General features: G+C 39.3%; 16 protein-coding genes. 12 read left to right on the plus strand and 4 right to left on the minus strand.

Annotated elements, in window-relative coordinates; translation table 11 throughout:
* Positions 1–13: 13 nt before the first annotated feature.
* The 4 genes from ACE01N_RS13235 to ACE01N_RS13250 all read right to left on the minus strand — a co-directional run bounded on the left by ACE01N_RS13235 (position 14) and on the right by ACE01N_RS13250 (position 5,564).
* Positions 14–367, minus strand: a complete 354-nt coding sequence (locus ACE01N_RS13235) for a four helix bundle protein (protein ID WP_380589718.1) — start codon at positions 365–367, stop codon at positions 14–16.
* Between the two features lie 49 nt (positions 368–416).
* Positions 417–2,291, minus strand: coding sequence for a methylmalonyl-CoA mutase small subunit (mutA, locus tag ACE01N_RS13240; RefSeq protein WP_380589721.1), 1,875 nt, complete (start codon positions 2,289–2,291; stop codon positions 417–419).
* A 175-nt stretch (positions 2,292–2,466) separates the two neighbouring features.
* The gene (dpp5, locus tag ACE01N_RS13245; protein ID WP_380589724.1) at positions 2,467–4,560 is read right to left on the minus strand and encodes a dipeptidyl-peptidase Dpp5; all 2,094 of its coding nucleotides are present in this window, start codon (positions 4,558–4,560) and stop codon (positions 2,467–2,469) included.
* A gap of 125 nt (positions 4,561–4,685) precedes the next feature.
* Positions 4,686–5,564 carry a helix-turn-helix domain-containing protein gene (locus ACE01N_RS13250; protein ID WP_375727314.1) on the minus strand — a complete coding sequence of 293 codons (879 nt, stop codon included), beginning with the start codon at positions 5,562–5,564 and terminating at the stop codon, positions 4,686–4,688.
* Between the two features lie 255 nt (positions 5,565–5,819).
* Between ACE01N_RS13250 and ACE01N_RS13255 the strand changes: the two genes are divergently transcribed.
* From ACE01N_RS13255 to ACE01N_RS13310, 12 genes are all read left to right on the plus strand, one after another.
* Positions 5,820–6,947, plus strand: coding sequence for an L-rhamnose/proton symporter RhaT (locus ACE01N_RS13255; RefSeq protein ID WP_380589727.1), 1,128 nt, complete (start codon positions 5,820–5,822; stop codon positions 6,945–6,947).
* The gene (rhaM, locus tag ACE01N_RS13260; RefSeq protein WP_375727316.1) at positions 6,947–7,261 is read left to right on the plus strand and encodes an L-rhamnose mutarotase; all 315 of its coding nucleotides are present in this window, start codon (positions 6,947–6,949) and stop codon (positions 7,259–7,261) included. The genes ACE01N_RS13255 and rhaM overlap by 1 nt, the downstream gene beginning before the upstream one ends.
* Before the next feature lie 7 nt (positions 7,262–7,268).
* Positions 7,269–8,537: an L-rhamnose isomerase gene (locus tag ACE01N_RS13265; protein WP_380589731.1), complete on the plus strand. Its 1,269-nt coding sequence runs from the start codon at positions 7,269–7,271 to the stop codon at positions 8,535–8,537.
* A gap of 53 nt (positions 8,538–8,590) precedes the next feature.
* A complete protein-coding gene (locus ACE01N_RS13270; RefSeq protein WP_380589733.1) occupies positions 8,591–9,958 on the plus strand; it encodes an FGGY-family carbohydrate kinase in 1,368 nt (455 codons plus the stop codon).
* 150 nt (positions 9,959–10,108) lie between these two features.
* Positions 10,109–11,404, plus strand: coding sequence for a class II aldolase/adducin family protein (locus ACE01N_RS13275; RefSeq protein WP_380589735.1), 1,296 nt, complete (start codon positions 10,109–10,111; stop codon positions 11,402–11,404).
* 155 nt (positions 11,405–11,559) lie between these two features.
* Entirely contained in the window at positions 11,560–16,533 is a 4,974-nt protein-coding gene (locus tag ACE01N_RS13280) for a PAS domain S-box protein (RefSeq protein WP_380589738.1), read from the plus strand.
* Between the two features lie 111 nt (positions 16,534–16,644).
* A complete protein-coding gene (locus ACE01N_RS13285; protein ID WP_380589741.1) occupies positions 16,645–17,028 on the plus strand; it encodes a hypothetical protein in 384 nt (127 codons plus the stop codon).
* A gap of 142 nt (positions 17,029–17,170) precedes the next feature.
* Complete coding sequence (locus tag ACE01N_RS13290; RefSeq protein ID WP_380589744.1) at positions 17,171–17,869, plus strand: SDR family NAD(P)-dependent oxidoreductase; 699 nt, start codon at positions 17,171–17,173, stop codon at positions 17,867–17,869.
* Positions 17,870–17,886: 17 nt separating this feature from the next.
* Positions 17,887–19,530, plus strand: a complete 1,644-nt coding sequence (locus tag ACE01N_RS13295; RefSeq protein WP_380589746.1) for a DUF5060 domain-containing protein — start codon at positions 17,887–17,889, stop codon at positions 19,528–19,530.
* Between the two features lie 91 nt (positions 19,531–19,621).
* On the plus strand, positions 19,622–20,518 hold the full coding sequence (locus tag ACE01N_RS13300) for a cation diffusion facilitator family transporter (RefSeq protein ID WP_380589750.1): 897 nt from the start codon (positions 19,622–19,624) through the stop codon (positions 20,516–20,518).
* A 216-nt stretch (positions 20,519–20,734) separates the two neighbouring features.
* Positions 20,735–21,628 (plus strand): pentapeptide repeat-containing protein, encoded by an 894-nt coding sequence (locus ACE01N_RS13305; RefSeq protein ID WP_380589753.1) that lies wholly within the window; start codon positions 20,735–20,737, stop codon positions 21,626–21,628.
* 76 nt (positions 21,629–21,704) lie between these two features.
* Positions 21,705–22,145, plus strand: a complete 441-nt coding sequence (locus tag ACE01N_RS13310; RefSeq protein ID WP_380589756.1) for an NUDIX domain-containing protein — start codon at positions 21,705–21,707, stop codon at positions 22,143–22,145.
* The last annotated feature ends 330 nt before the right edge of the window (positions 22,146–22,475 follow it).

A 22,475-nucleotide genomic window follows, 5' to 3' on the forward strand; every position in this document is an offset into this window, starting at 1 on the left:
TTAGATCCAAGAATCAAGAATCAAGACTTTTCTGAAATCCGAAAATCATTTTTTGTATCTCATTGATAGTTTTTATGATATTAGCGGAAACTTCATTGTTAATATATCCAAGATCAGTTGCAATAATAATTTGGGTTTCGAGTTCAAAAGATGAACTTTTGGCAATATCCAGAAACCGAATAAAATCTTTCTTCGAATTTCTGCCGGAACCCTCAGCAATATTAGACGGAATTGATACAGCTGCTTGTTGAATTTGAGAAATAATCCCAAATTGTTCAGAACTGGGAAAGTTTTGAGTAAGCCGGTAAATTTCAACGACCAACTCTTTACTTTTTTGCCATATCTTTAATTCTTTAAAATTATGCATCCTGAGTTATTGATTAAATCTTGGCTCTTGTGTCTTGGTTCTTATGTCTTTAATTAATATTCAATTTACTATTATAACTTTTCAGCTCTTCAAGTACATTGGAACGCACGTGAATGAAATTCTCAATGCCTTTGGCTTTAAGTTCGTCCATGCATGAAGGAGCACCGGCTACCACGAAAATGGCTTTGCCTTTTAAACCTTCATAAGCCTGAGGAGCAAATTCGGCATATTCATCATCAGAACTACAGATTACAACAATATCAGCTTTGGTATCCAGTGCAGCTTTTACACCGTCTTCAGCTGATTTATAACCCAGATTGTCAATTATTTCATAACCGGCGCATGCAAAGAAATTACCGGAAAACTGTCCGCGTGCCTGACGCATGGCCAGGTTACCAAGTTTCAACATAAATACTTTCGGACGTTTAGCAGCTGCTTCGGTAGCCAGTCTTAATGCTTCAAATTCTTCAGAACCCCTGCCAAATTTCAAGGGCTCAACCAGACGTTCATTATTCTTGTTGGCACAACAACATCCTGTAGCGCCTTCGACTTCAATTTTTTCTTTGGCAGCTTCGTTAAAGTTTGGATACTGGTTGGTTCCAAGTAACACATCACGGCGCTGAGCCAAAAACTGACGTCGACTGTTGGCAGCTTCTTTTATTGCTTCCTGAATGAATCCGGCTTTTACAGCAGTCAGATAACCACCTTTGTCTTCGGTGACGAGGAACAATTTCCAGGCTTCCTGAGCAATGCTGTCGGTCAGGTTTTCGATATAATATGATCCGGCAGACGCATCCACAATTTTCTCAAAATGAGATTCTTCTTTCAGTAATAATTGTTGGTTGCGTGCAACACGTTCTGAGAATTTGTCAGATTTTTTAAATGGCTTATCAAACGGCAGAACCGTCATGGAATGTACGCCGGCTATGGATGCAGACATGGCTTCTGTTTGTGTTCTGAGCATGTTTACATGTGCATCATAAATGGTCATATTCCATTTTGAGGTTTCCGCATGAGCAATCATTTTGCAGTTTTCTTCAGCGGCACCAAATTGTTTGGCGATCACAGCCCATAAATAACGGGCAGCTCTGAATTTGGCCATCTCCATAAAATAGTTGGATCCAACACCAAAATTGAAGCGAATATTTGCTGCTACAACATCAGCACTTAAGCCGGCATCTGTGAGTTTTGCGAGGTACTCGTTACCCATGCTTAAGCCATAACCCAGTTCCTGAGTAATATATGCGCCTGCATTGCTTAAATGTTTGGCATTAATCGTAATTACTCTGAAGTTTGGCAATGCAGCTGTTGCTTCTATCAGTGTTTTTACATATTCAGTTTCAATGTCACCGTCTATTCCGAAAAGTTTTCCGGTACACAATAATCTACCGTAAGGGTCAAAATTTATTGAACCTGTAATCTTTTCAGCATTGAACCCTTTGGATTTTACATATGCCGCAAAAAGTTTGGCCAGCTCGGTAAACCCGTCAGGACAACTAAAATTAACTTCAGCAGACTCAAGATCAATATCCCTGAGTAAGCCGGAAAGGTTCTCTTCGGTAACGGGTGTTTTGGAATCAAAGCAAAAGCCAAGTGAATCCACACCTTTCATTAAAATTTCCAATGCTTTGGCATTGGCTTCTTTTACATCTTTAACACTGATATCCTGACGGATATACCAGCTGTTATTTTGTGCTTTTACGCCACGTACAAATGGAAATTCGCCGGGAAGAACATCCAGATGCTTTAAATTATCCAGATCTTCATTCCGGTAAAAAGGGCGGGCTACAACGTTTTCTTTTGAACGCCATACCAGCTTTTTATCAAAATCGGCACCTTTGAGATCGGCAACAATTTTGTCCATCCACTCCTGTGTGGATACGGGCGGAAAGTCACTAAACAACTTCATTTTATTATCAGCCATAATTATAAGTTATTTAATATATTTCCTTGTTTAGCGGGGGCAAAATTAATGCTTTTTTGAAGAGAGTGTCCTTGATTAAAGATTTTTTTCTGTAATTAAGGATAAATCTAAAGAAGACAACTTACAATCCGGCCCGGACTGGATGCATAAAATTTTAAAAACGACCTAAGTAAATCTATTTAAGCCATTTGTCGAGCCAGTTAAAAAAAGTGCGCTGCCACAAAACGCCATTCTGTGGCGATAATACCCAATGGTTCTCATCAGGAAAATACAGCAGTTCTGCAGGAATCCCCTTGATTTTAGCAGCAGTGAAAGCCATAAAACCCTGACTTTCAGGAACACGAAAATCTTTGCCTCCCTGGATGATAAGAATCGGAGTATCCCAGTTGTCCACAAAATTGTGAGGTGAGAATCTGTATGAACGTTGGGCCCTGTAATTGTTTTTTTCCCAGAACGGGCCACCTATATCAAAGTTTGGAAACCATAGTTCTTCTGTTTCAAGGTACATTGATTCAAAATTAAACATGCCATCATGATCAATGAAAGCTTTGAAGCGACCCTCATGATGTCCTGCCAGATAAAGTACAGAATAGCCTCCGTAACTTGCACCTACAGCACCAAGCTTATCATTATCCACATATTTTTCTTTAGCAACAGCATCGATGGCAGAAAGGTAGTCTTTAATATTCTGACCTCCGTAATCGCCAGAAATCTGTTCATTCCAGCGTTTGCCAAAGCCGGGCAGTCCTCTGCGGTTCGGAGCCACAATGATATAATCATTAGCAGCCATTATCTGAAAATTCCACCGATAACTCCAGAACTGACTTACAGTTCCCTGCGGTCCTCCCTGGCAGTAAAGCAGGGTTGGATATTTCTTATTCGGATCAAAATTTGGCGGGTAAATAACCCATACCAGCATATCCTGATTATCCGTAGTTTTCACCCAGCGTTCTTCAACTTTACCCATGGTCAGCTGATCCAGAATGGGCTTGTTAATATTTGAAAGGTTTTTCGCCTCACCGGTTTCCTTATTAATCAGGTAGATATCTGTAGGATGAGAGATAGACATTCTGGTTGCTATCAGGTTCCCGTCTCCAACATGGATAGAGGTATAATCGAAATCACCTTTTGTAAGTTGTGTGTTTTCCTTGTTGAGTAAGTCAAATCTGTAAATATGATCACGTGCATGCCAGTCCGAAATAAAATAGATTCCTTCATCATTGGCATCCCACGTTAAAGACGAAACATTCAGATCGTCGTTTTCATATATAAAATCTGTTTCTGCCACAAAATCATGTATCACCAGCCGGTTAACGTCTGCTTCATAACCATCACGTTCCATACTTTCCCATGCAATCATATTACCGCTGCCGGAAAACACCGGATTTTTGTCGTATCCTTTGTTTTCTTCACTCAGGTTAGTAGTTGAAGCGGATTCCAGATCATACAGGTAAATATCAGAGTTTGTTGATGTGGCATAATCAATTCCTTTCTTTTTTCTGGCCGTGTATGCCAGTTTTTTACCATCAGGGCTCCAGCTTAGCTGTTCCATACCTCCAAATGGACGCATAGGTGACTCCCATGGTTCACCTTTCATAATATCTGTTCCCTCACCAATTAATTCCTTATTTGTGTAATTGTAATTAGTTATGAAAATATGTGAGAATTCTCCATTTACCCATTCGTCCCAGTGACGGTACATAAGGTCATCCATTAATTTGGCATTGGCTTTGGGGAGGTCAGGATAAAGGTCGTGCACATTAGGTTCAACCTTAACCTTTTTAGCATAAGCAATGTGAGTTTGATCCGGTGCATAAATAAAACCGTCCACATCGCCCGGAATATCTGTTATTATTCGGGCATTTTTACCATCGGGATCAATTTCCCATATCTGGGACCGGCCACTTTTCCCGGATATAAACCCAATTTTCTTCCCGTCGGGTCTCCAGATGACATTTTGTTCCTTTACATCGTCGGAAAAAGTAAGTTGTTTGATGTCTCCGATATTAATGTCTTTTATATAAATGTCGCTAAAGCTTTTATTTTGCTCCACGCTGTACCACGAAACAGTATACAATACCTTCGTTTTGTCCGGAGATACAGTCACATTCCCAACTCTTCCCAATGCCCACAGGGTCTCAGGGGTCATTTTTTTTGCAGGAACTTTGAATTCCAGGTTGTTATACGACTCGTGTTTTTCTTCTTTTTTATCATCATTACCACAGGCTACCATAACTGCTGCAATTAAAATGTAAATTAAGTTCTTCATAATTAGTGTGTGTTTACAAAAGCCAAAGTACAAAAATATTCTTTACGGTCACAGAACATAAATCACAGGACTTTTTCGATAATCCGCGAAAAGCCTGATTCATGTATCCTGGTTCTTGATTCTGATTAAAGTTTTTTCCTGAGATCAGTGGGAGGGACGCCCATTTTTTTCTTAAAAATTCGGGTGAAATAAAAGATGGACTGAAATCCCAATCCAAGTGCAATTTCCTTAACACTCATATCTGTTGATACCAAAAGATCCTTGGCACGCTGCAATCGTAACATCAGATGATACTGTACCGGAGAAATGCCTGTAAACTTTTTAAACATCCTTCTGAAATACGAATAACCAATGTTTAGCTCTGCAGCCAGTTCCTCCACATCAATATTTTTATTCAGGTTATCCCTGAAATACAGTCTGGCCTTTCGGATTTTACGTTCAATATCTTTTCCTTCAAAATCCTTGTTTTTTACGCACGATATGATACTGCCAAGCAGTTGTATCAATATTCCGGATGCCACCTGCTGATAGCCTGCTTTTTCATCCCGTACAACATCAAAAATTGAGTAGAAGGATTTTAATATCTGGTCCTGAAATCCTATGTGAATAACAGGTTTGGAATCATGAAAAAAGCCATTTGAAAATATGTGATCCGCATATTCTCCCTGAAATCCTACGTAGTGTTCCTTCCATCCGGTTTCTTTCGATGGTCTGTAACGATGCCATTCTCCGGGTCTGATCACGATGATTGTTCCGGGTATAATTGGAAAAGTTCCATGACGTGTTTCTATAATTCCTGAACCTTCTGTAATATAGTTTATCTGGTATTCATCCATTACCCTGCCACGTTCCCACGTGAAAAAATAACCGGAAGGGTGGCCCGATGGGGGGTACACAATACCTGGATTAATCATGGCAAAACCGGTAACATTTAGGTGTACACCCCAGTTTCTGTCTTCATCACTAATGGTCAGATATTTGAAATATTCATTTACCTCCGTCATGCAGCTGATTTTTTTCGTCAGTAAAACTATAAATTAAAATCAAAAATGTAAACATTAATACCGAATCAAATACATTGAAAGTATTTAAATGTCAACATAACAGTGTGATATGTTTTCTGAAAAATACAAAAAAATGTTTACAGAGTATCAAAAAGTGCAAAACTAAAGCCATTATATTCATTGTCTGCATAATTTTTTCATTCTAATTTTGAACATTGTAAAATCTCATAACACAACTAATACTTATCGGTAACTATGAATGCATTATTGGGTATTATTTTTCACTCGCTGGGAGGAGCATCTTCCGGGAGTTGGTATATGCCATTTAACTGGGTAAAAAAGTGGCGTTGGGAAATCTATTGGATTACAGGCGGACTTTTTTCATGGCTTATAATGCCGTATATTGCTGTTGCTTTAACAGTTCCTCACTGGCAGGAAGTATTGCAGTCTGCTGAATGGAGTGTGCTTCGCAACACTTATATTATGGGGCTTTTATGGGGAGTAGGTGGTTTAACTTATGGTTTGGCTATCCGTTACCTGGGAATGTCACTTGGAAATTCAGTGCTGCTTGGGATAACTTCTGTAGTAGGTTCTTTAGGATTACCAATATTAAGGAATATTCCGGGATTAGGGGAACTTCTTCCGTCAGGGTTGGCATTTACAGACTTGTTCAATAGTGGTGGTGGTAGAATAGTATTGTTGGGTATTTTAATTCTGCTTGTAGGTATCATTCTGAGTGGTCGTGCCGGAATATTAAAGGATAAAGACCTGGGTGGCAGCAAGGAAGGTGTAAACAAGGAGTTTAAACTGGCCAAAGGTTTGCTGATTGCCATTGTGTCGGGTGTTTTAAGTGCATTCTTTAGTTTTGGTATAGATACAGGTAAAGAAATGGGAGAAGCCGTAAGAGCTTTGGCTGTTGAAGCAAATTATCCTTTTATTTCAGAGGCAAACGGAGGATTCAAATATTTATTTGAAAATAATATTATCTTTTTTGTGATTTTGTGGGGAGGCTTGACAACCAATCTTATTTGGTCGCTTGGATTGATTATTAAAAACAAAACAGGTAAAGACTTTGTGGATAAGAAAACACCTCTTGTGAGTAACTATCTGCTTTGTGCACTTGCCGGTACAACATGGTTTTTGCAGTTCTTTTTCTACGGCATGGGAGAAACTAAAATAGGCAATGGAGCAAGCTCCTGGACCTTGCATATGGCAACCATTATTCTTACTGCCAATATGTGGGGTTTCTATCGTAAAGAATGGAAAGGGGTTTCCAAAAAATCGTATAACACAATTCTTTTTGGAATTGGAGCCATACTGTTATCTATAATAGTTATTGGTGTCGCAAAATGGTTGTATCCGGAACTTAATGCTTTAGGATAATGGAAAGAGTCGCATTTAAAATGTTTCTGAAGCCCGGTAATGTTGAGGAGTACAAACGTCGCCACGATGAATTATGGCCGGAGTTAAAGAAGCTGCTCAAAGACGCTGGAATTTCGGAATATTCGATTTTTCTGGACGAGGAAACACATACACTTTTTGCTTACCAGTTACTCAGCGGCGACAGCAACTCACAGGATTTAGGTACAAATCCTGTGGTGAAAAAATGGTGGGATTATAATAAGGATCTTATGGAGGTCAATGAGGATAATTCACCTGTATCTGTACCACTGCGTGAAGTATTTTATTTAAAGTAATAATATTATGAAAAAAGCCAAACAAATTGATGATGCTTATCAAATAGCAAAGGAGAAGTATGCCGAAATTGGCGTTGATACCGAGCAGGTATTAAAAGATATGGACAAGCTAGCTATAAGCCTCCACTGCTGGCAAACCGATGATGTAGGTGGTTTTGAAACTCCTGATGCAACATTGTCTGGTGGTGGGATTCAAACTACAGGTAACTATCCTGGTAAAGCAAAATCGGTTGCTGATGTTCGTCAGGACCTTGAAAAGGTAATGTCATTACTTCCGGGAAAACAGCGTGTAAATCTACATGCAATTTATGGCGAGTTTCAGGGCGAAATTGTTGACCGTGACCAGATTGAATTAAAGCACTTTCAAGGCTGGATAGATTGGTGTAAAGAACAGGGAATTGGAATGGATTTTAACGGAACTTTCTTTGCGCATCCCAAAGCTGCAGAAGGATTTACACTGTCCAGCAAAGATGAAGAAACCCGTCAGTTTTGGGTTGAACATTTAAAACGTTGCCGTGCAATTTCGGCAGAAGCCGGAAAGCAACTGGGAACTCCTTGTGTACACAATACCTGGGTGCCGGACGGATCAAAAGATACACCGATTGACAGAAACGGATATCGTACATTGTTACAAAAGTCATTGGATGAAGGTATGGCTACAAAATATCCGAAAGAACACATGAAAGATGCCGTTGAAAGTAAAACTTTTGGTATCGGCCTTGAGTCAATGACTGTTGGTTCCAATGAGTTCTATGTTGGCTATGCCGTAAAGAATAACATTTTGATGTGTATTGATAATGGTCACTACCATCCAACAGAAATTGCAGGTGATAAAATTTCGGCTGTTCTTCAGTATGTTGACGGATTATTACTACACGTAACCCGTCCTGTGCGTTGGGACTCTGACCATGTTGTAACACTTAATGAAGAGATTCAGCTAATTGCATCAGAAATTGTGCGTAATGATTTTATGAGCCGTGTAAATGTTGGTCTCGATTTCTTTGATGCATCGATCAACCGTATTGGTGCGTATGTAACCGGTACGCGTGCGGCACAAAAAGCATTCTTAATTGCCATGTTGGAACCAACTAAAGATTTGGTAGCGCTTGAAGAAGCCGGTAAAAATTTCGAACGTTTAGCTGTGTTGGAAGAATTAAAAACTATGCCTTTCGCTGCTGTTTGGGATTTTTATTGTCTGAAGGAAGGTGTACCGACCGGAATGGATTATATCGGAGAAATACAGAAATACGAAAAAGAAGTTTTAAGTAAACGATAATAAGAAAATCCCCTGGTTCCCGGGGGATTTTTACGTTATAATTAACCGCATATATGATGGAGGTAATTGTTGTATTTGACATCGGGAAAACCAATAAAAAAGTTCTACTCTTTGATAAGCAGCTTAAACTGGTTTTTCAACAGGAACATAAATTTAATTGCATCACCGATGATGAAGGTTTCGAATGTGATGATATTGAAAAAATTGAATCCTGGATGAAAGACACATTAACCGACCTTAATAAAAAATACGAAGTTAAAGCAGTCAATTTTTCTACCTATGGTGCTACCCTCATGTATCTTAATAACGAAGGAAAGCGCTTAACACCTGCTTACAATTATTTAAAACCAATGCCGGAAGGTATTACCGGGCCTTTATACGAAACGTATGGGGGTGTTGCGGAATTCAGTCGTAAAACAGCCTCTCCGGCTTTAGATATGCTGAATTCCGGTTTGCAGGCATTATGGTTGAAGAAAACAAAACCTGAGATATTTAAACAGGTTGAACATATCCTTCATTTTCCGCAGTATCTCTGCCATACATTAACAGGTAAGGTATTTTCTGAATATACATCCATTGGTTGTCACACTGCTCTTTGGGACTATGACAATATGAAGTACCATCAGTGGTGCGTGGATGAGGGACTTAAGCTGCCTGAACCCGTTGCAAACGAAACGTTGGTTGATGCAGAATTAAACGGTTTAAACTACAGGTGCGGAATAGGAATTCATGACAGTTCTGCGTCTCTGGCACCATATATTCTGGCTTCAAAAGAAAAGTTCGTGCTGATTTCAACCGGAACGTGGTGCATCAACATGAATCCATTTAATTTTGAACCATTAACCATGGATCAACTTGAAAGTGATTGCCTGAGCTTTATGAGTATTAACCGGCAGCCTGTCAAGTCTTCAAGGTTATTTATGGGACATATTCACGATGTGAATACAGAGCGTTTAAATGCATATTTCGAAGTTGATCCGAACCGTTATAAAACCGTTTGCTGCGATCAGGATGTGCTGGATGAGCTGGATCATAAGTTTGGTCACAAAAGACATTTTTTCAAAGAAGGTGTTCCGTCTGATTTTACAGATATTGAGGCCGATCTACAGGTTTTTGATTCTTTTGAAGAGGCATATCATAAATTAATGCTGGATTTAACAGATGTAGAGTGTGAAGCACTTAGTCTGGTTCTTACCGATGAGGTTAAAAACATCTACGTATCAGGAGGGTTTGCCCGCAATGAGATTTATGTAAGGCAGATGGCAACAACATTTCCCGATAAAACAGTATATACTTCAGAAATCGATAACTCATCAGCACTTGGTGCTGCCCTGGTAGTCTGGAATGCAATTTCAGATGATTTACCGTCACTGGACCTTGGGTTAAAAAGATGGGAGGGATTTGCCATAACCACAAAGTAATTATCTGTTTCATGTAACGGGAATTACTATATGAATTTATTGACTGGTAATGGTATAAGATGTAAATTTGAACGTGGTGTAAATGCTTTAGCATTAAAGCACATTGACCGGAATTAGCCCCGATTATGTAAACAATAAAAACCGTGTAACATGGAAGCTCTGGAAACCAGATTTATGCATCCCCGCGATCAGATCATTTTGGTGATCAGCCGTATATATAACCGTGGTATGACGACTACGTCGGGTGGTAATATTTCGATAATGGATGATAATGGTGACATGTGGGTAACTCCATCTGCCATAGATAAAGGATCTTTACGTCCTTCGGATATCATCTGTGTAAAACAGACCGGCGAGATCATCGGAAAGCATAAGCCCTCATCGGAATATCCGTTCCATAAAGCCATATATGAGATCAGAAAGGATATAAAATCGGTGGTCCATGCTCATCCGCCGGGGCTTGTTTCATTTAGCATTGTACGACAGATCCCAAACACAAATGTGATTCCTCAGGCTAAACATGTATGTGGACCTATTGGGTTTGCGCCATATGCATTACCTGGAAGTGAAGCATTAGGAGAAAGTATTGCCGATGTATTTGCAAAAGGTCATAATTCGGTCATCATGGAAAACCACGGTGTTGTGGTTGGTGGAAGCAATCTTGTCGATGCATTTGAACGTTTCGAAGCTATGGAATTTTGCTCCAGAACATTAATTAATGCCAAATCAATAGGTGACCCAAGATATTTGTCCGATAAGGATATCGAAGCGTTTGATTCACAGATTCCGGTACTGCTACCTGAACTGGATCATGTAAGCTATCCTTCTGATGAAAGATTTGTTCGTGATGAAATTGTAAGGATTGTAAGACGTGCCTGTAAGCAGGGCTTGATGATCAGTACGTACGGAACAGTTTCTGTTCGTTGGCGCAGTAATGATTTTCTGATAACGCCAACCAACGTGAACCGATGGGATATTGAGCGAAAAGATATTGTACAGATAAAAGACGGAAAGCGTGAGCCGGGAAAAATTCCAAGCCGTTCGGTTTGGTTACATCAGGAAATTTATAAACGCAATCCGAATATCAACTCAATTATACTTACACAATCACCCTATTTAATGGCATTCGGTGTAACCGGAAATAAATTCGATGTGCGAACCATTCCGGAGAGTTGGATATTCTTACAGGATGTTCCCAGTGTGCCCTTTGGTTCACATTTTAAAGGTAATGAAACTATTCTGAACCTGATATCGGGTAAAACACCGGCAGTGATCATCGAGAACGATTCTGTGCTTGTGACTGGTGATAAATTATTGAATACCTTTGACCGCCTGGAAGTAGCAGAATTCAGCGCCAAATCGCTTACTTTGGGTGCTCCGCTAGGTGAAATGCACCCAATAAATGATGACCAGGTAGAGGATCTGCGGAAGAAGTTCCTGAGTTAGCACATAACATACTGCATACGAAATAATTAAACCAGCATAATTGCTGGTTTTTTTGTTTGTTTATATTGGGTATTAATTTCTCAATTAATAATAGATGTATTTTTAATTAACACTAAAATAACATATATTTGTTATGAATTATACTCGGGGGGAGCATGAATTTTACTGAAATCAAAACTGAACAAAGTATTTTGCTTGATGCAATACCGGCAGGAATTATTTGTCTGGATTTTAAAGAACGACTTGTTTTAAGAAATGACAAAGCTGATAAAATTCTTGGTATAAATAGTGGAAACACGAGCACGGGCAATGTGTTTTTTGATGAATGGAATTTATTAAGGCCTGATTTATCCCCCGTTCCGGAAAATGAACGTCCTCATAAAATAGCCCTGAGAACAGGAGAATCTATTGAAGATGCAATCGTTGGTTTGCAACATAAAAATGAAAAAAGAATAGTATGGGTTAATTTCTCTGTCACTCCGAAGCCGGATAAGCAGGATGAGGATAAGAGCAGGCTTGTTATTGTTATTAAGAACATTTCGAACAGGGTAAATGAAATCCGAAGTCTGCAGGAAAAAGAAAATATTCATAAGGCGCTTGTTGATAATATGCATTCGGGATTAATGATAATTCAGGATAAAAGAATTGTATATGTTAATAAGGTATTGCTGGAAATTGCAGGATATGAAGAGAAGGAGATTATAGGTAAAAGGTTCCTTGAATTTGTACACCCATCTGAACGAAACAGAATCAGGGGTATGTACCTGAAACGCCTGGCAGGCATGTCTATTCCAGATCGTTACAGAAGTAAAGCCTTGAAGCAGGGAGGTGGTTGCATCAATGTAGATGTTGCAGTTTCTAATATTAATTACCGGAACAAACCATCACAGATGGTTGTGATGAATGATATCGATGAGGAAATTAAGGCCCGTGCAGAATTGGAGCAGAGTGAGATTAAGTACCAAACCATCGTAGCTTCCATCGACCAGGGGATTGTCACAGTGAATCTGAAGGGACGGATCGTTTATGTGAATAATATTTTTTCGGAGATAACAGGCATAAGTCCGAATGAGATTATCGGAAAAAATGTGTTACATGTATTTAAAAAATTAGCGGATGGTTCACTTTTAGTACAGCTGACAAAGATGTACCGGCATCTTTTTGCAGGTAAAAATTTATCTCCCGATGTTGTTAAGTGGCGGGATAAGTACTTTGAGATATCAGGAAAATATGAAGCAGAAATTAAACAGATATTTGTATTTATACATGACGTAACAGATTTAAAACAAAGCTCTATCCAATTGATTAATCTGTCTGGTAGATTAAATGATGTTGTAAAGAGTGCCGATCTTGGTACCTGGGAAATGGATATAAAAGAGAGTAAGTTCGTTCTGAATGAGAAATCTGCCAACATTATTGGATATACGCTGGAAGAGTTGGGTGATAATGCTGTACAGATATGGCACGATCATATTTTCCCTGAAGACCGGGAGTTAGTCAATGATGCTATGAACCTGCATTTGCATGACAAGGCAGATAAGTATTCTGCAGATTACAGGATGAAAACCAAAACAGGATGTATGGTTTGGATCCATTCGACAGGTAAAATCGCTTCATTTGATAAAGATGGTAAACCATTAGGAGCAGCAGGTATTCATCTGGATATAACAAAGCGCAAACAGGCAGAAAAGACCATCAAAGAATCAGAACGACAACTTTCCACACTTATGAATAACCTGCCCGGATTGGTATACCGTTGTTTAAATGACGCGAACTGGACGATGTTGTTTTTAAGTCAGGGATGTAAAGAACTTACGGGATATGATACGGTGGATCTGTTAAAAAACAAGCACATTTCTTATAATCAGGTCATACATCCCGAAGATAGAAGCTATGTAAAATCGGAAGTTGAAAAAGCCTTTGCGGATAAGTTGCCTTTTGAGCTTGAATACAGGATTGTTACCAGGGCTGGAGCCATAAAACATGTTTGGGAAAGGGGGGCAGGAGTATACAGAAATGATAAGTTAATTTACATTGAAGGTTTCGTTACAGATGTCACCGAACGTTACATTAACAAAATCGAGTTGGAACAAAGTGAACAGCGGTTCAAGCAAATTACCGATCAGAGTCAGACGGTTATATGGGAAGTTGACGAAAACGGATTATATACTTTTGTTAGTCCGTTAGCCGAAAGTTCCTGGGGATACAGACCATATGAACTTATTGGGAAAAAATATTTTTACGACATTCATCCGGAAAAAGGTCGGAATGATTTTAAAAAAGAAGCATTGGCGGTTTTTTCTGAAAGAAAAAAAATCAATAATCTACATAACCAAATTGTAAAGAAGGATGGTGAATTGATTTGGGTTACAACCAATGGAGCTCCCGTATTTGATACTGAAGGCAAGTTTATTGGATACAGAGGTTCTGACAAGGATATCACCGATTTGGTGAATTTTGAAAAAGAACTAAAAGTTAGGGAACAGAAATACCGCTCCATTTTCGATAATATTCAGGATGCCTATTACGAATCTTCTGCAGAGGGGAAAATTCTGGAAATCAGTCCATCCATTGAACATCTTTCAAGAGGTCAGTATAGACGGGAAGAATTAATTGGCAGATCAATTATTGAGATGTATGCAGAACCAAAGCAAAGGGATATTTTATACCAGAAATTTGCAGAGAATGAAAGAATTTCGGATCATGAACTGATCCTTAAGAACAAGGACGGATCCTATATCCCTGTGGCCATAACGGCCAGAATGATGGTTGATGAAAACAGAAAGCCCTTAAAAGTAATTGGGGTTATCCGTGATATATCTGAACGTAAAAAGGCAGAGAAGGATTTAATTAAAAGTGAATCCAGACTGAAATTTGCACAGCAAATTGCCAAGATGGGTAGTTGGGAATACAATGTTATTAAAAGTGAGAATAAATGGTCTGAAAATTTCTTTAATCTGGTTGGTTACAAGATGGAAGAATTTGATCCGACATTTGATAATTTCATGAGTTTGGTACATGAAGAAGACAGGCATCTTTTTAATGATAACCGTATTAAAATAGAAGAAGAAAAGACGCAGATAACATTTGATTTCAGGTTTAAAACAGCCGATGGCTCCTACAAATGGTTTCAGAACGATATTGTTCCTGTATTTAAGAATGATAAACTCGTAAAACTTTTAGGTACCAACATTGATATCACGGAAAAGAAAGAAGCGGAAAAACAGCTGGCCGATTCAGAACGGTTCTATAAAACTTTATTTGAAAATTCGGGCACCTATCTAACCGTGGTTGATAAATCGGGTAAGATAATTCTTGCAAATACAAAAGCCTCTGTTTTAGCTACAGGTGATAAGAATGCAAATATTGAAGGACTATCGATAAGAGATTATTTAGGAAAAAAAGAGGCTGAGGTTATCATAAAAAGAACAAAGGAATTTATCGAAACCGGCGATAGCAGAACTTATGAACAGGCATTCAATTTGCATTCCTGTACCCGAACTTTTATTGTAACAGAGACAGTTCTAAGAGACGAAACCGGAGCAGGTTATGCCCTGTTGAGCTCCCTGCTCGATATTACAGATAAAAAAGAATACCAGGAGGAGATCAGGTTGTTGAGTGCGGCAGTTGAGCAAAGTCCTGTTGGTATATTAATTAATAATACAAAAGCAGAGATTGAATATGTCAATGCCCAGTTTACGAAGACCATGGGATATAGTTTGGATGAGATTAAAGGTAAAACACCTGAATTTTTGTTAGCAGATGAAGGAGAAAAAAGGGATGCGCTTATAACGGATTTGAAGCAATATTTGATGGCAGGCAAAAGCTGGACTGGTGAAGTGCTGGACATTGCGAAAGATGGAAAAAAGGTGTGGATCAATAATATTGTATCACCAGTATATGACGATAAGGGAGAAATGACACATTTTGTGTTCACCCGGGAAGATATTACTGAAAAGAAAAAAATGTGGGAGGATCTGGTTGTTGCAAAGGAAAAAGCAGAAGAGAGCAATAAACTGAAGTCAACTTTTTTGGCCACCATGAGCCATGAGTTGCGTACGCCATTGAATCATGTAATTGGTTTCAGTGAAATTATTCAGGATATTTCGGATGATGAAGAAATTGTGGAATTTGCCCGTACAATAAACTCAAGCGGAACCGGATTGCTCGAAATTATTGAGGATATCTTCAATCTTGCACTTTACGAACAGAGTGAGCTTCATTTAAGGGTTGAGAGCTACAAGATAATGAATATTTATATAGAGCTTAAGGATCAGTTAAAGGAGATTTTGAATGCTTCAGAAAAGGAATCGAATATTGAACTGCGTTTCAATCCTGAATCAGGATTATTAGGCTCATACGTCGAATGTGATAAGAACAAGGTAAAACAGGTCATTGTCAACCTGTTTAAGAATGCCGTTAAATTTACTGAGGAAGGATCCATTGAGTTCGGGTTTTATCAAACAGATACAAAAAACCTGGCATTTTATGTAAAAGACACCGGGGTTGGTATTCCTGCAGATAAGATCAACATGATATTTGACTTTTTCAGGCAGGCCGATGAAACACACAGCCGTCAATTTGGCGGTGTGGGGATTGGTCTGGCTATTTCACGTAAAATAGCAGATGCCATGAAGGGAAGTATAGGGGTTGAGTCTGTTTATGGTGAAGGTGCCATGTTTACATTTTCTTTTCCTGTTGAAGTGGAAGAGGCAGAAACGGACAATGAGAAAAAACGCAAAAAACCGGAATTAGACCTTCACGGATTTAACATTTTGCTGGTGGAAGATGATCCTGGTAGTATGCAGTTGGCATCCAGATTGATTTCAGAAACAACGGCAACAATATTTACTGCCGAAAACGGAAGAATGGCTCTTGAAATAACAGATTCGGTTGATGACCTTGACCTGGTTCTGATGGATCTTAAAATGCCCGTGATGGATGGATTTGAGGCTACAGAAAAAATTTGCGCCAGGCATCCTGACCTTATGGTTGTGGCGTTAACATCTTATAATTTCGATACTGACAGGCAAAAAGCTATCGATGCCGGTTGCAGGGATATTATCACAAAACCGGTGAATAAAAAAATACTGCATCAAAAACTAAGAGAGTATCTTTTGAAAATATAAGGGATAAGTATCTTTTATTGTGTCGGAAAATTAAAACAGTTAGATTAGCATTGATTCTGTCCAAATTTATTAATTTTGGGCCACTGAATAAGCTCATATAATACTTCAATTATGCAGGAAAATTCAACATATTCAGTTGAATACAATGTAAAGAACAAAATCTTTTATAAAAGATATTCCGGTACTGTCCAACTTGAAAACATTTTTGAATCATGGCAGAATATTTTCAGAAAAAGCCTGATTCCTGAAGATGTTAAAGGTTTCATTCTGGATTATCGTTTGGCTCATTTTGCATTTAATCTGAATGAGTATCATCAGATTCCTGAATTTTACAAGGATAATCTGGAATATTTTTATGAAAAAAAAATAGCAATTCTTACCAATAATCCTCATGATGTTGTAGTAACTACCTTGGTAAAAACCATGGATGACGGCTACCAGTCAAAACCATTTTCTTCTGAGGAAGCTGCCCTGCATTGGATATTAAACCAATAGTTACATTTCATTCTTTTTCTGTTTAAGGGAAATTCCTGTTTTATATAATTTGATTAAATTTAGCAATCTGTGTGACTGAATTATGTGTTGCGAAAATTTTTGATCAGAATTGACTCAGGCATGAACCCAAAATAAACGATATATGAATGTTCAACATGTACTTATTACAGGAGGAAATAAAGGAATTGGTCTGGAGACCACAAAGCTTTTTATGAATGCAGGATATCGCGTTACGATTGTAGCGCGCGATTTTTCAGGATTGAAAGAACAGGCAAACTGTACTCATGTGGCTTTTGACCTTCGCGAAACAAATAGGATTAAAGATTTAATAGAAGGCCTTGATCCGGTAGATGTGCTTATCAACAATGCGGGCATAATGAATACGGTAAGTTATAGCGCATATCCCGAAACGCTTAAAAACGATCTGTTAAAAGTGAACCTTGAGGCGCCTGTGGAACTCATGAACTGTGTTGCCGGAAATATGATAAAAAATGGTGGTGGCAGAATCGTTAATGTGGCTTCCATTGCGGGTCATATAGGCCATCCTGATATCTGGTACGGTATTTCTAAAGCAGGTCTGATTAATGTGACAAAAAGTTATGCTAAAGAACTTGGTAAGCATGGTATTCTTATTAATTCGGTAGCTCCGGCCATCGTGGAAACAGAAATGAAAAACAGCATTCCTGAAAGCCGCCAGAAAGCATTCCTTGGCAACGTATATTCAGGCAGGTTTGCGCAACCGGAAGAAGTGGCAAAAGTTATTTTCTGGCTGGGAACGGAAAGTCCGGAATATGTAAACGGCCATTGTATTGACATTAATAACGGAGCATTTCCCAGATAATAATTGAAACATTTCCTATGAAAAGATTCTTATTTCTTATAATACTTTGCTCATTCACAGGCATTTTATTTGCTGCAGAACAGGTCAGCCTTTTCCGTATGTTCGAAACCCGGGTTATTAATCGTACAAAATATGAGAACAAGTTTACGGACGTGGAGCTGAACGTAATCTTCAGATCGCCTTCTGGAGAGATTAAAAACTTTTGGGGTTTTTACGACGGTGATGGTAAGGGAGGCGGTAATTTTAATGTAGGAAATATCTGGAAGATCCGGTTCATGCCAAATGAAACCGGAGAATGGACTTATGAATACAGTTGGTCCGACAGCACCAAAGGAGGTAAGGGATCTTTTGAGTGTATTGCTGAAAATGCCGGCAAAGGCATATTGCAACCCTATAAAAATAATCCGCACTGGTTTGCATATAACGAAACCGATCCGGTCTGGCTCAAATCATATTATGAAACAGGCCATGGATCAATTGGACAGGACTTTGAATGGATTGTGGAAAATGTGTATCAGAAGCTGCAGGACAATGGATATAATCATGTTCAGGTAAACTGGTTACTGTCCTTGTGCTGTTTCGGGCAGTATTATCACGATGGCCCTGAGCCGGAAACACAGGATCTCAAGTTGTATCGCGAAGGAGAACTCTATGAAAGCATGAATCTTAAGGTCTGGCATTTGATGGAAGAGCATCTGGCCTGGTTCAATAACAATGATATTGGCGTTCATATGTTTCTGGGTGTGGATGGCAGCAAAAATGACGGTCCGGCATGGGTAGACCTTACAAATCAGCAAAAAGATTTCTTTGTAAAATATATGGTGGCACGGCTTGCTCCCTTTGCGAATCTGGCAGGCTGGAATTATGTATGGGAAGTTCCGGGAGACAGGGAAGATCTGGAGCTGGGATTTGCCAGGCTCATACAACGATACGACATTTTTAAACATCTGGTAACGTATGAAGATGAGTTCCCGCGTGAAAATCATTATGATTTGCCAGAATATACCTTTGCCGCGGTGGAGAATCATGAGATTGCTGCACCGGATAAAGATATGGAACGGCATCTGTGGAAGGAACCATGGACACATCATATGGCATGTTTACTGGGATACAGGGATAAACCGGTTTATATGATTGAAGGGAATGCACTTTGGCGACGCTTCTGGCAGGAAAGAACACATGCAACTCAGGACGATTTGCGGCGCTCGGCCTGGGCTTGTGCAACGGCTGGTGCATCTTTTACATGGAACGGGCATGCCGGTGAGTATGAATTGGTAGCGGCTGGACCTGATGGTCTTCCGTTTAGTGATGATAATCCATACAGTCTTTCAGAAAGGTATATTTCAATCCTGAACCGGACCATGCTCGAAGATGTTAAATTTTACCGGATGGAGCCACACGATGAATTGTTATCCCGCCATCCTGCGTTGCGGGTTTATGCATTGGCCGAACCGGGACAACAGTATCTGGTATTTGACCCTGATGGTGTATCTTTTGCGCTTAACATTGAACCGGGGAATTATGCGGATAACTTTTGGCTCAATGCCGAATCTGGTGAAAGGATAAAACTGGATTTAATCACTGTCGTGGAAGATGAACCACCTGTTGAATTCATGGCACCGGATCATGCTTCAGACTGGGTATTGATCTTAAAAAAATGACGCAATGCAGAGAAAATTTAAAACAGTTGGCAGCATTCATCTGTTAAAGAGGCAGACGACAGAAGGGGAATAACAGATACAGAAAAGTTTTATGGCACATCAGCATACACATTCACACGCGCATCAAAACAATCACGGTAAAGCCTTTGCGATTGGAATTGGACTGAACATAGCATTTGTTGCTGTTGAGGTTATTTACGGGCTGATCGCAAATTCATCGGCTTTGCTTGCAGATGCCGGTCACAATACCAGCGATGTGCTGAGCCTTGTATTTGCATGGGTTGCCGCCCGATTGGCAACCATGAAGCCTAAAGGAAAATATACCTATGGATTACGTAAAACAACGATTCTTGTCTCTATTCTGAATGCCTTATTGTTGTTTGTAGCTGTGGGCCTGATTGCCTGGGATGCCTTCCGTAAATTCAGTAATCCTGAACCCGTAGCAGGTTCTCAGGTAATGATAGTAGCCGGCATTGGCGTATTTATAAATACGTCAACCGCACTGTTGTTCATGAAAGGACAGAAAGATGATCTGAACATAAAAGGTGCATTTTTGCATATGGCAGCTGATGCAGGTGTGTCGTTGGGTGTAGTGGTTGCAGGTCTGCTTATAAATTTCACCGGAAAGTTATGGATCGATCCTGTCACCAGTTGTGTCATTATCGTGGTCATATTGTTGGGAACCTGGAAACTGTTCACAGACTCCATTGATCTTGCACTGGATGCGGTTCCCAAACAAATTAATCTTGAAAAAGTGAGGAATTTCCTTTTGGGTAAAAAGGGGGTTCGCGACGTGCATGATTTGCACATCTGGGCCATGAGTACAACGCAGATTGCCCTGACGGTTCACCTTATCATGCCTGAGGGCTATAAAGATGATTTTATCAGTGAATTGCAACATGAGCTCTCGCATGAATTCGGGATCGGACATACCACATTTCAAATTGAAAGCAGTCAGTTGCAGAGTGAATGCAGAAATAACTGCTAATTCATAATTAAAACCAAAGCCTGAGTGCATTGCCGGGGTTCAAGCTCAAACTATGACATAAGTGAATCAGTTATTTTGTGATCCTGCAAATACAACCTTATGTAACCGGAAAACAACTATAAGTAGTGGAAATACAACTAAAGGTAAAGGGAATTTTTTGACGCCGAAAACCGGACCCGGTATCTTTGTTGTGTCGAATACTTAAATAAAACAATCATGTTAAACGCAAAGATCATTGGCAATAAAATTGCTGAAGCACGTAAGAAAATGAATATGTCGCAGGCCCAACTTGCACAAGGTTTGTTTATCAGTTCTCAGGCTGTGGGAAAATGGGAGCGGGGAGAGTCCATGCCTGATATCGTAACATTCAATCGTCTGGCAGAGATGCTGAATGTAGATCTGAATTATTTTTCGGAAAGCAATCAACCAATAACCTCCGCGCAGGACATATCTGTTGTTGATAAGCAGGAAGAACGGAATGATGAAGTTCTGGTAAATAAAAACAGCTGGGATATGTCGCATGGAAACTGGGTGGATGCTGATTTCTCCGGACTAAAGAATCTGCACGAAAAATTCAGTGCTTCCAACATGAAAAACTGTTTGTTTGTCGGTTCAGATTTGTCGGGCCTGCTGCTTAAGGGTAATCATGTGGTGAACTGCGACTTTTCTGATTCCGAACTAACCGGCAGTCACATTAAAGGATCTCATCTGGTTGATAATAAATTTATTGATTGCTCATTGAAGAATACTGAATTTACGGGAAATCATATGAGCGATTGTGATTTTTCAGGGGCTGATTTTTCCGGCGCAACATTTAAAGGGTGCGATTTCTCAAAGAGCACTTTAAGTAATGCCGTGTGGAACCGCACATTGTTTAATGCAAGTCAACTAACGAATATCGTTTTTGAAGGTACATTGGAGGACTGTGCTTTTGAAAACTGCGCGTTTAAAAAGGTGACATTTCAGCATGCCTTACTGATAAATAATTTTTTTAAAGGCAGAAATTTAAAAGGCATTCAGTTTAAAGATTGCCAGGCAGATCGTATGACATACGAATTTCTTAAAAGCGGTAAAGCAGATTTATCTGGGATTACCCTTTTAACTACATAATATTATATTGGAATTGCAGATTGTAATTCTAACCATTTTAGTTGTAGAGATGTTATGTATAACAAAGACTTGAATTATGGAATATCCGGAACCGACTGTAGGTGCAGTTATATTTAATCCCGACAATAAAGTGCTGCTGTGTAAATCGCATAAATGGAATGATCAATATGTTATTCCAGGTGGTCATATTGAATTGGGTGAGACAATGGAGCAGGCATTGAAGCGTGAAATACTTGAAGAGACCGGACTGGAAATCTACGATATTCAGTTGGTAAGCTTAACGGAAACCGTTTTCAATAAAGTATTTCATGAACGGAAACATTTTATTTTTATTGATTTTATCTGCAGAACGGATTCGAATCATGTTGTTCTGAACGATGAAGCGGAGGAATATAAATGGGTGCATTTAAATGATATTGAGAAATATGATATTGGCGGATTCGTTAAAAAATTATTGGTCGAGATCCGAAACAAAAAATCAGCCTACACCAAAGAAGTATTGTATGGTTACTTTTAACAGGATTCCTGTTAAAAGTTAAAACGAACCTTATGTCCATCCAGATGTAGCAAGTTCAAATGGCCTGATGTCCTCCTTTTCCAAAGGAACACAGATCGCAGGGCACTTGCCGGTCGGGATCGGAGGATTTATTTTTCTGTCTCATCCAGTACGGACCGAAGTGTAGGATCACAGGATTTTCACTATTACACCTCACTTTTCAAAAAACAAAAACCAAGTCTTATATCTTGGCTCTTATGTCTTGTGTCTAAACTATTGCTTTATTCCCCTCAATTCCATATCTTTAATCCACCAAAATTGAAATGTGCCTGTTCTTGGTTTGGAATAATT

Origin of the sequence: Quyinboa ferrireducens (assembly GCF_042436675.1) — a bacterium.
Classification (GTDB): Bacteria; Bacteroidota; Bacteroidia; order Bacteroidales; family UBA5342; genus JBHJHP01.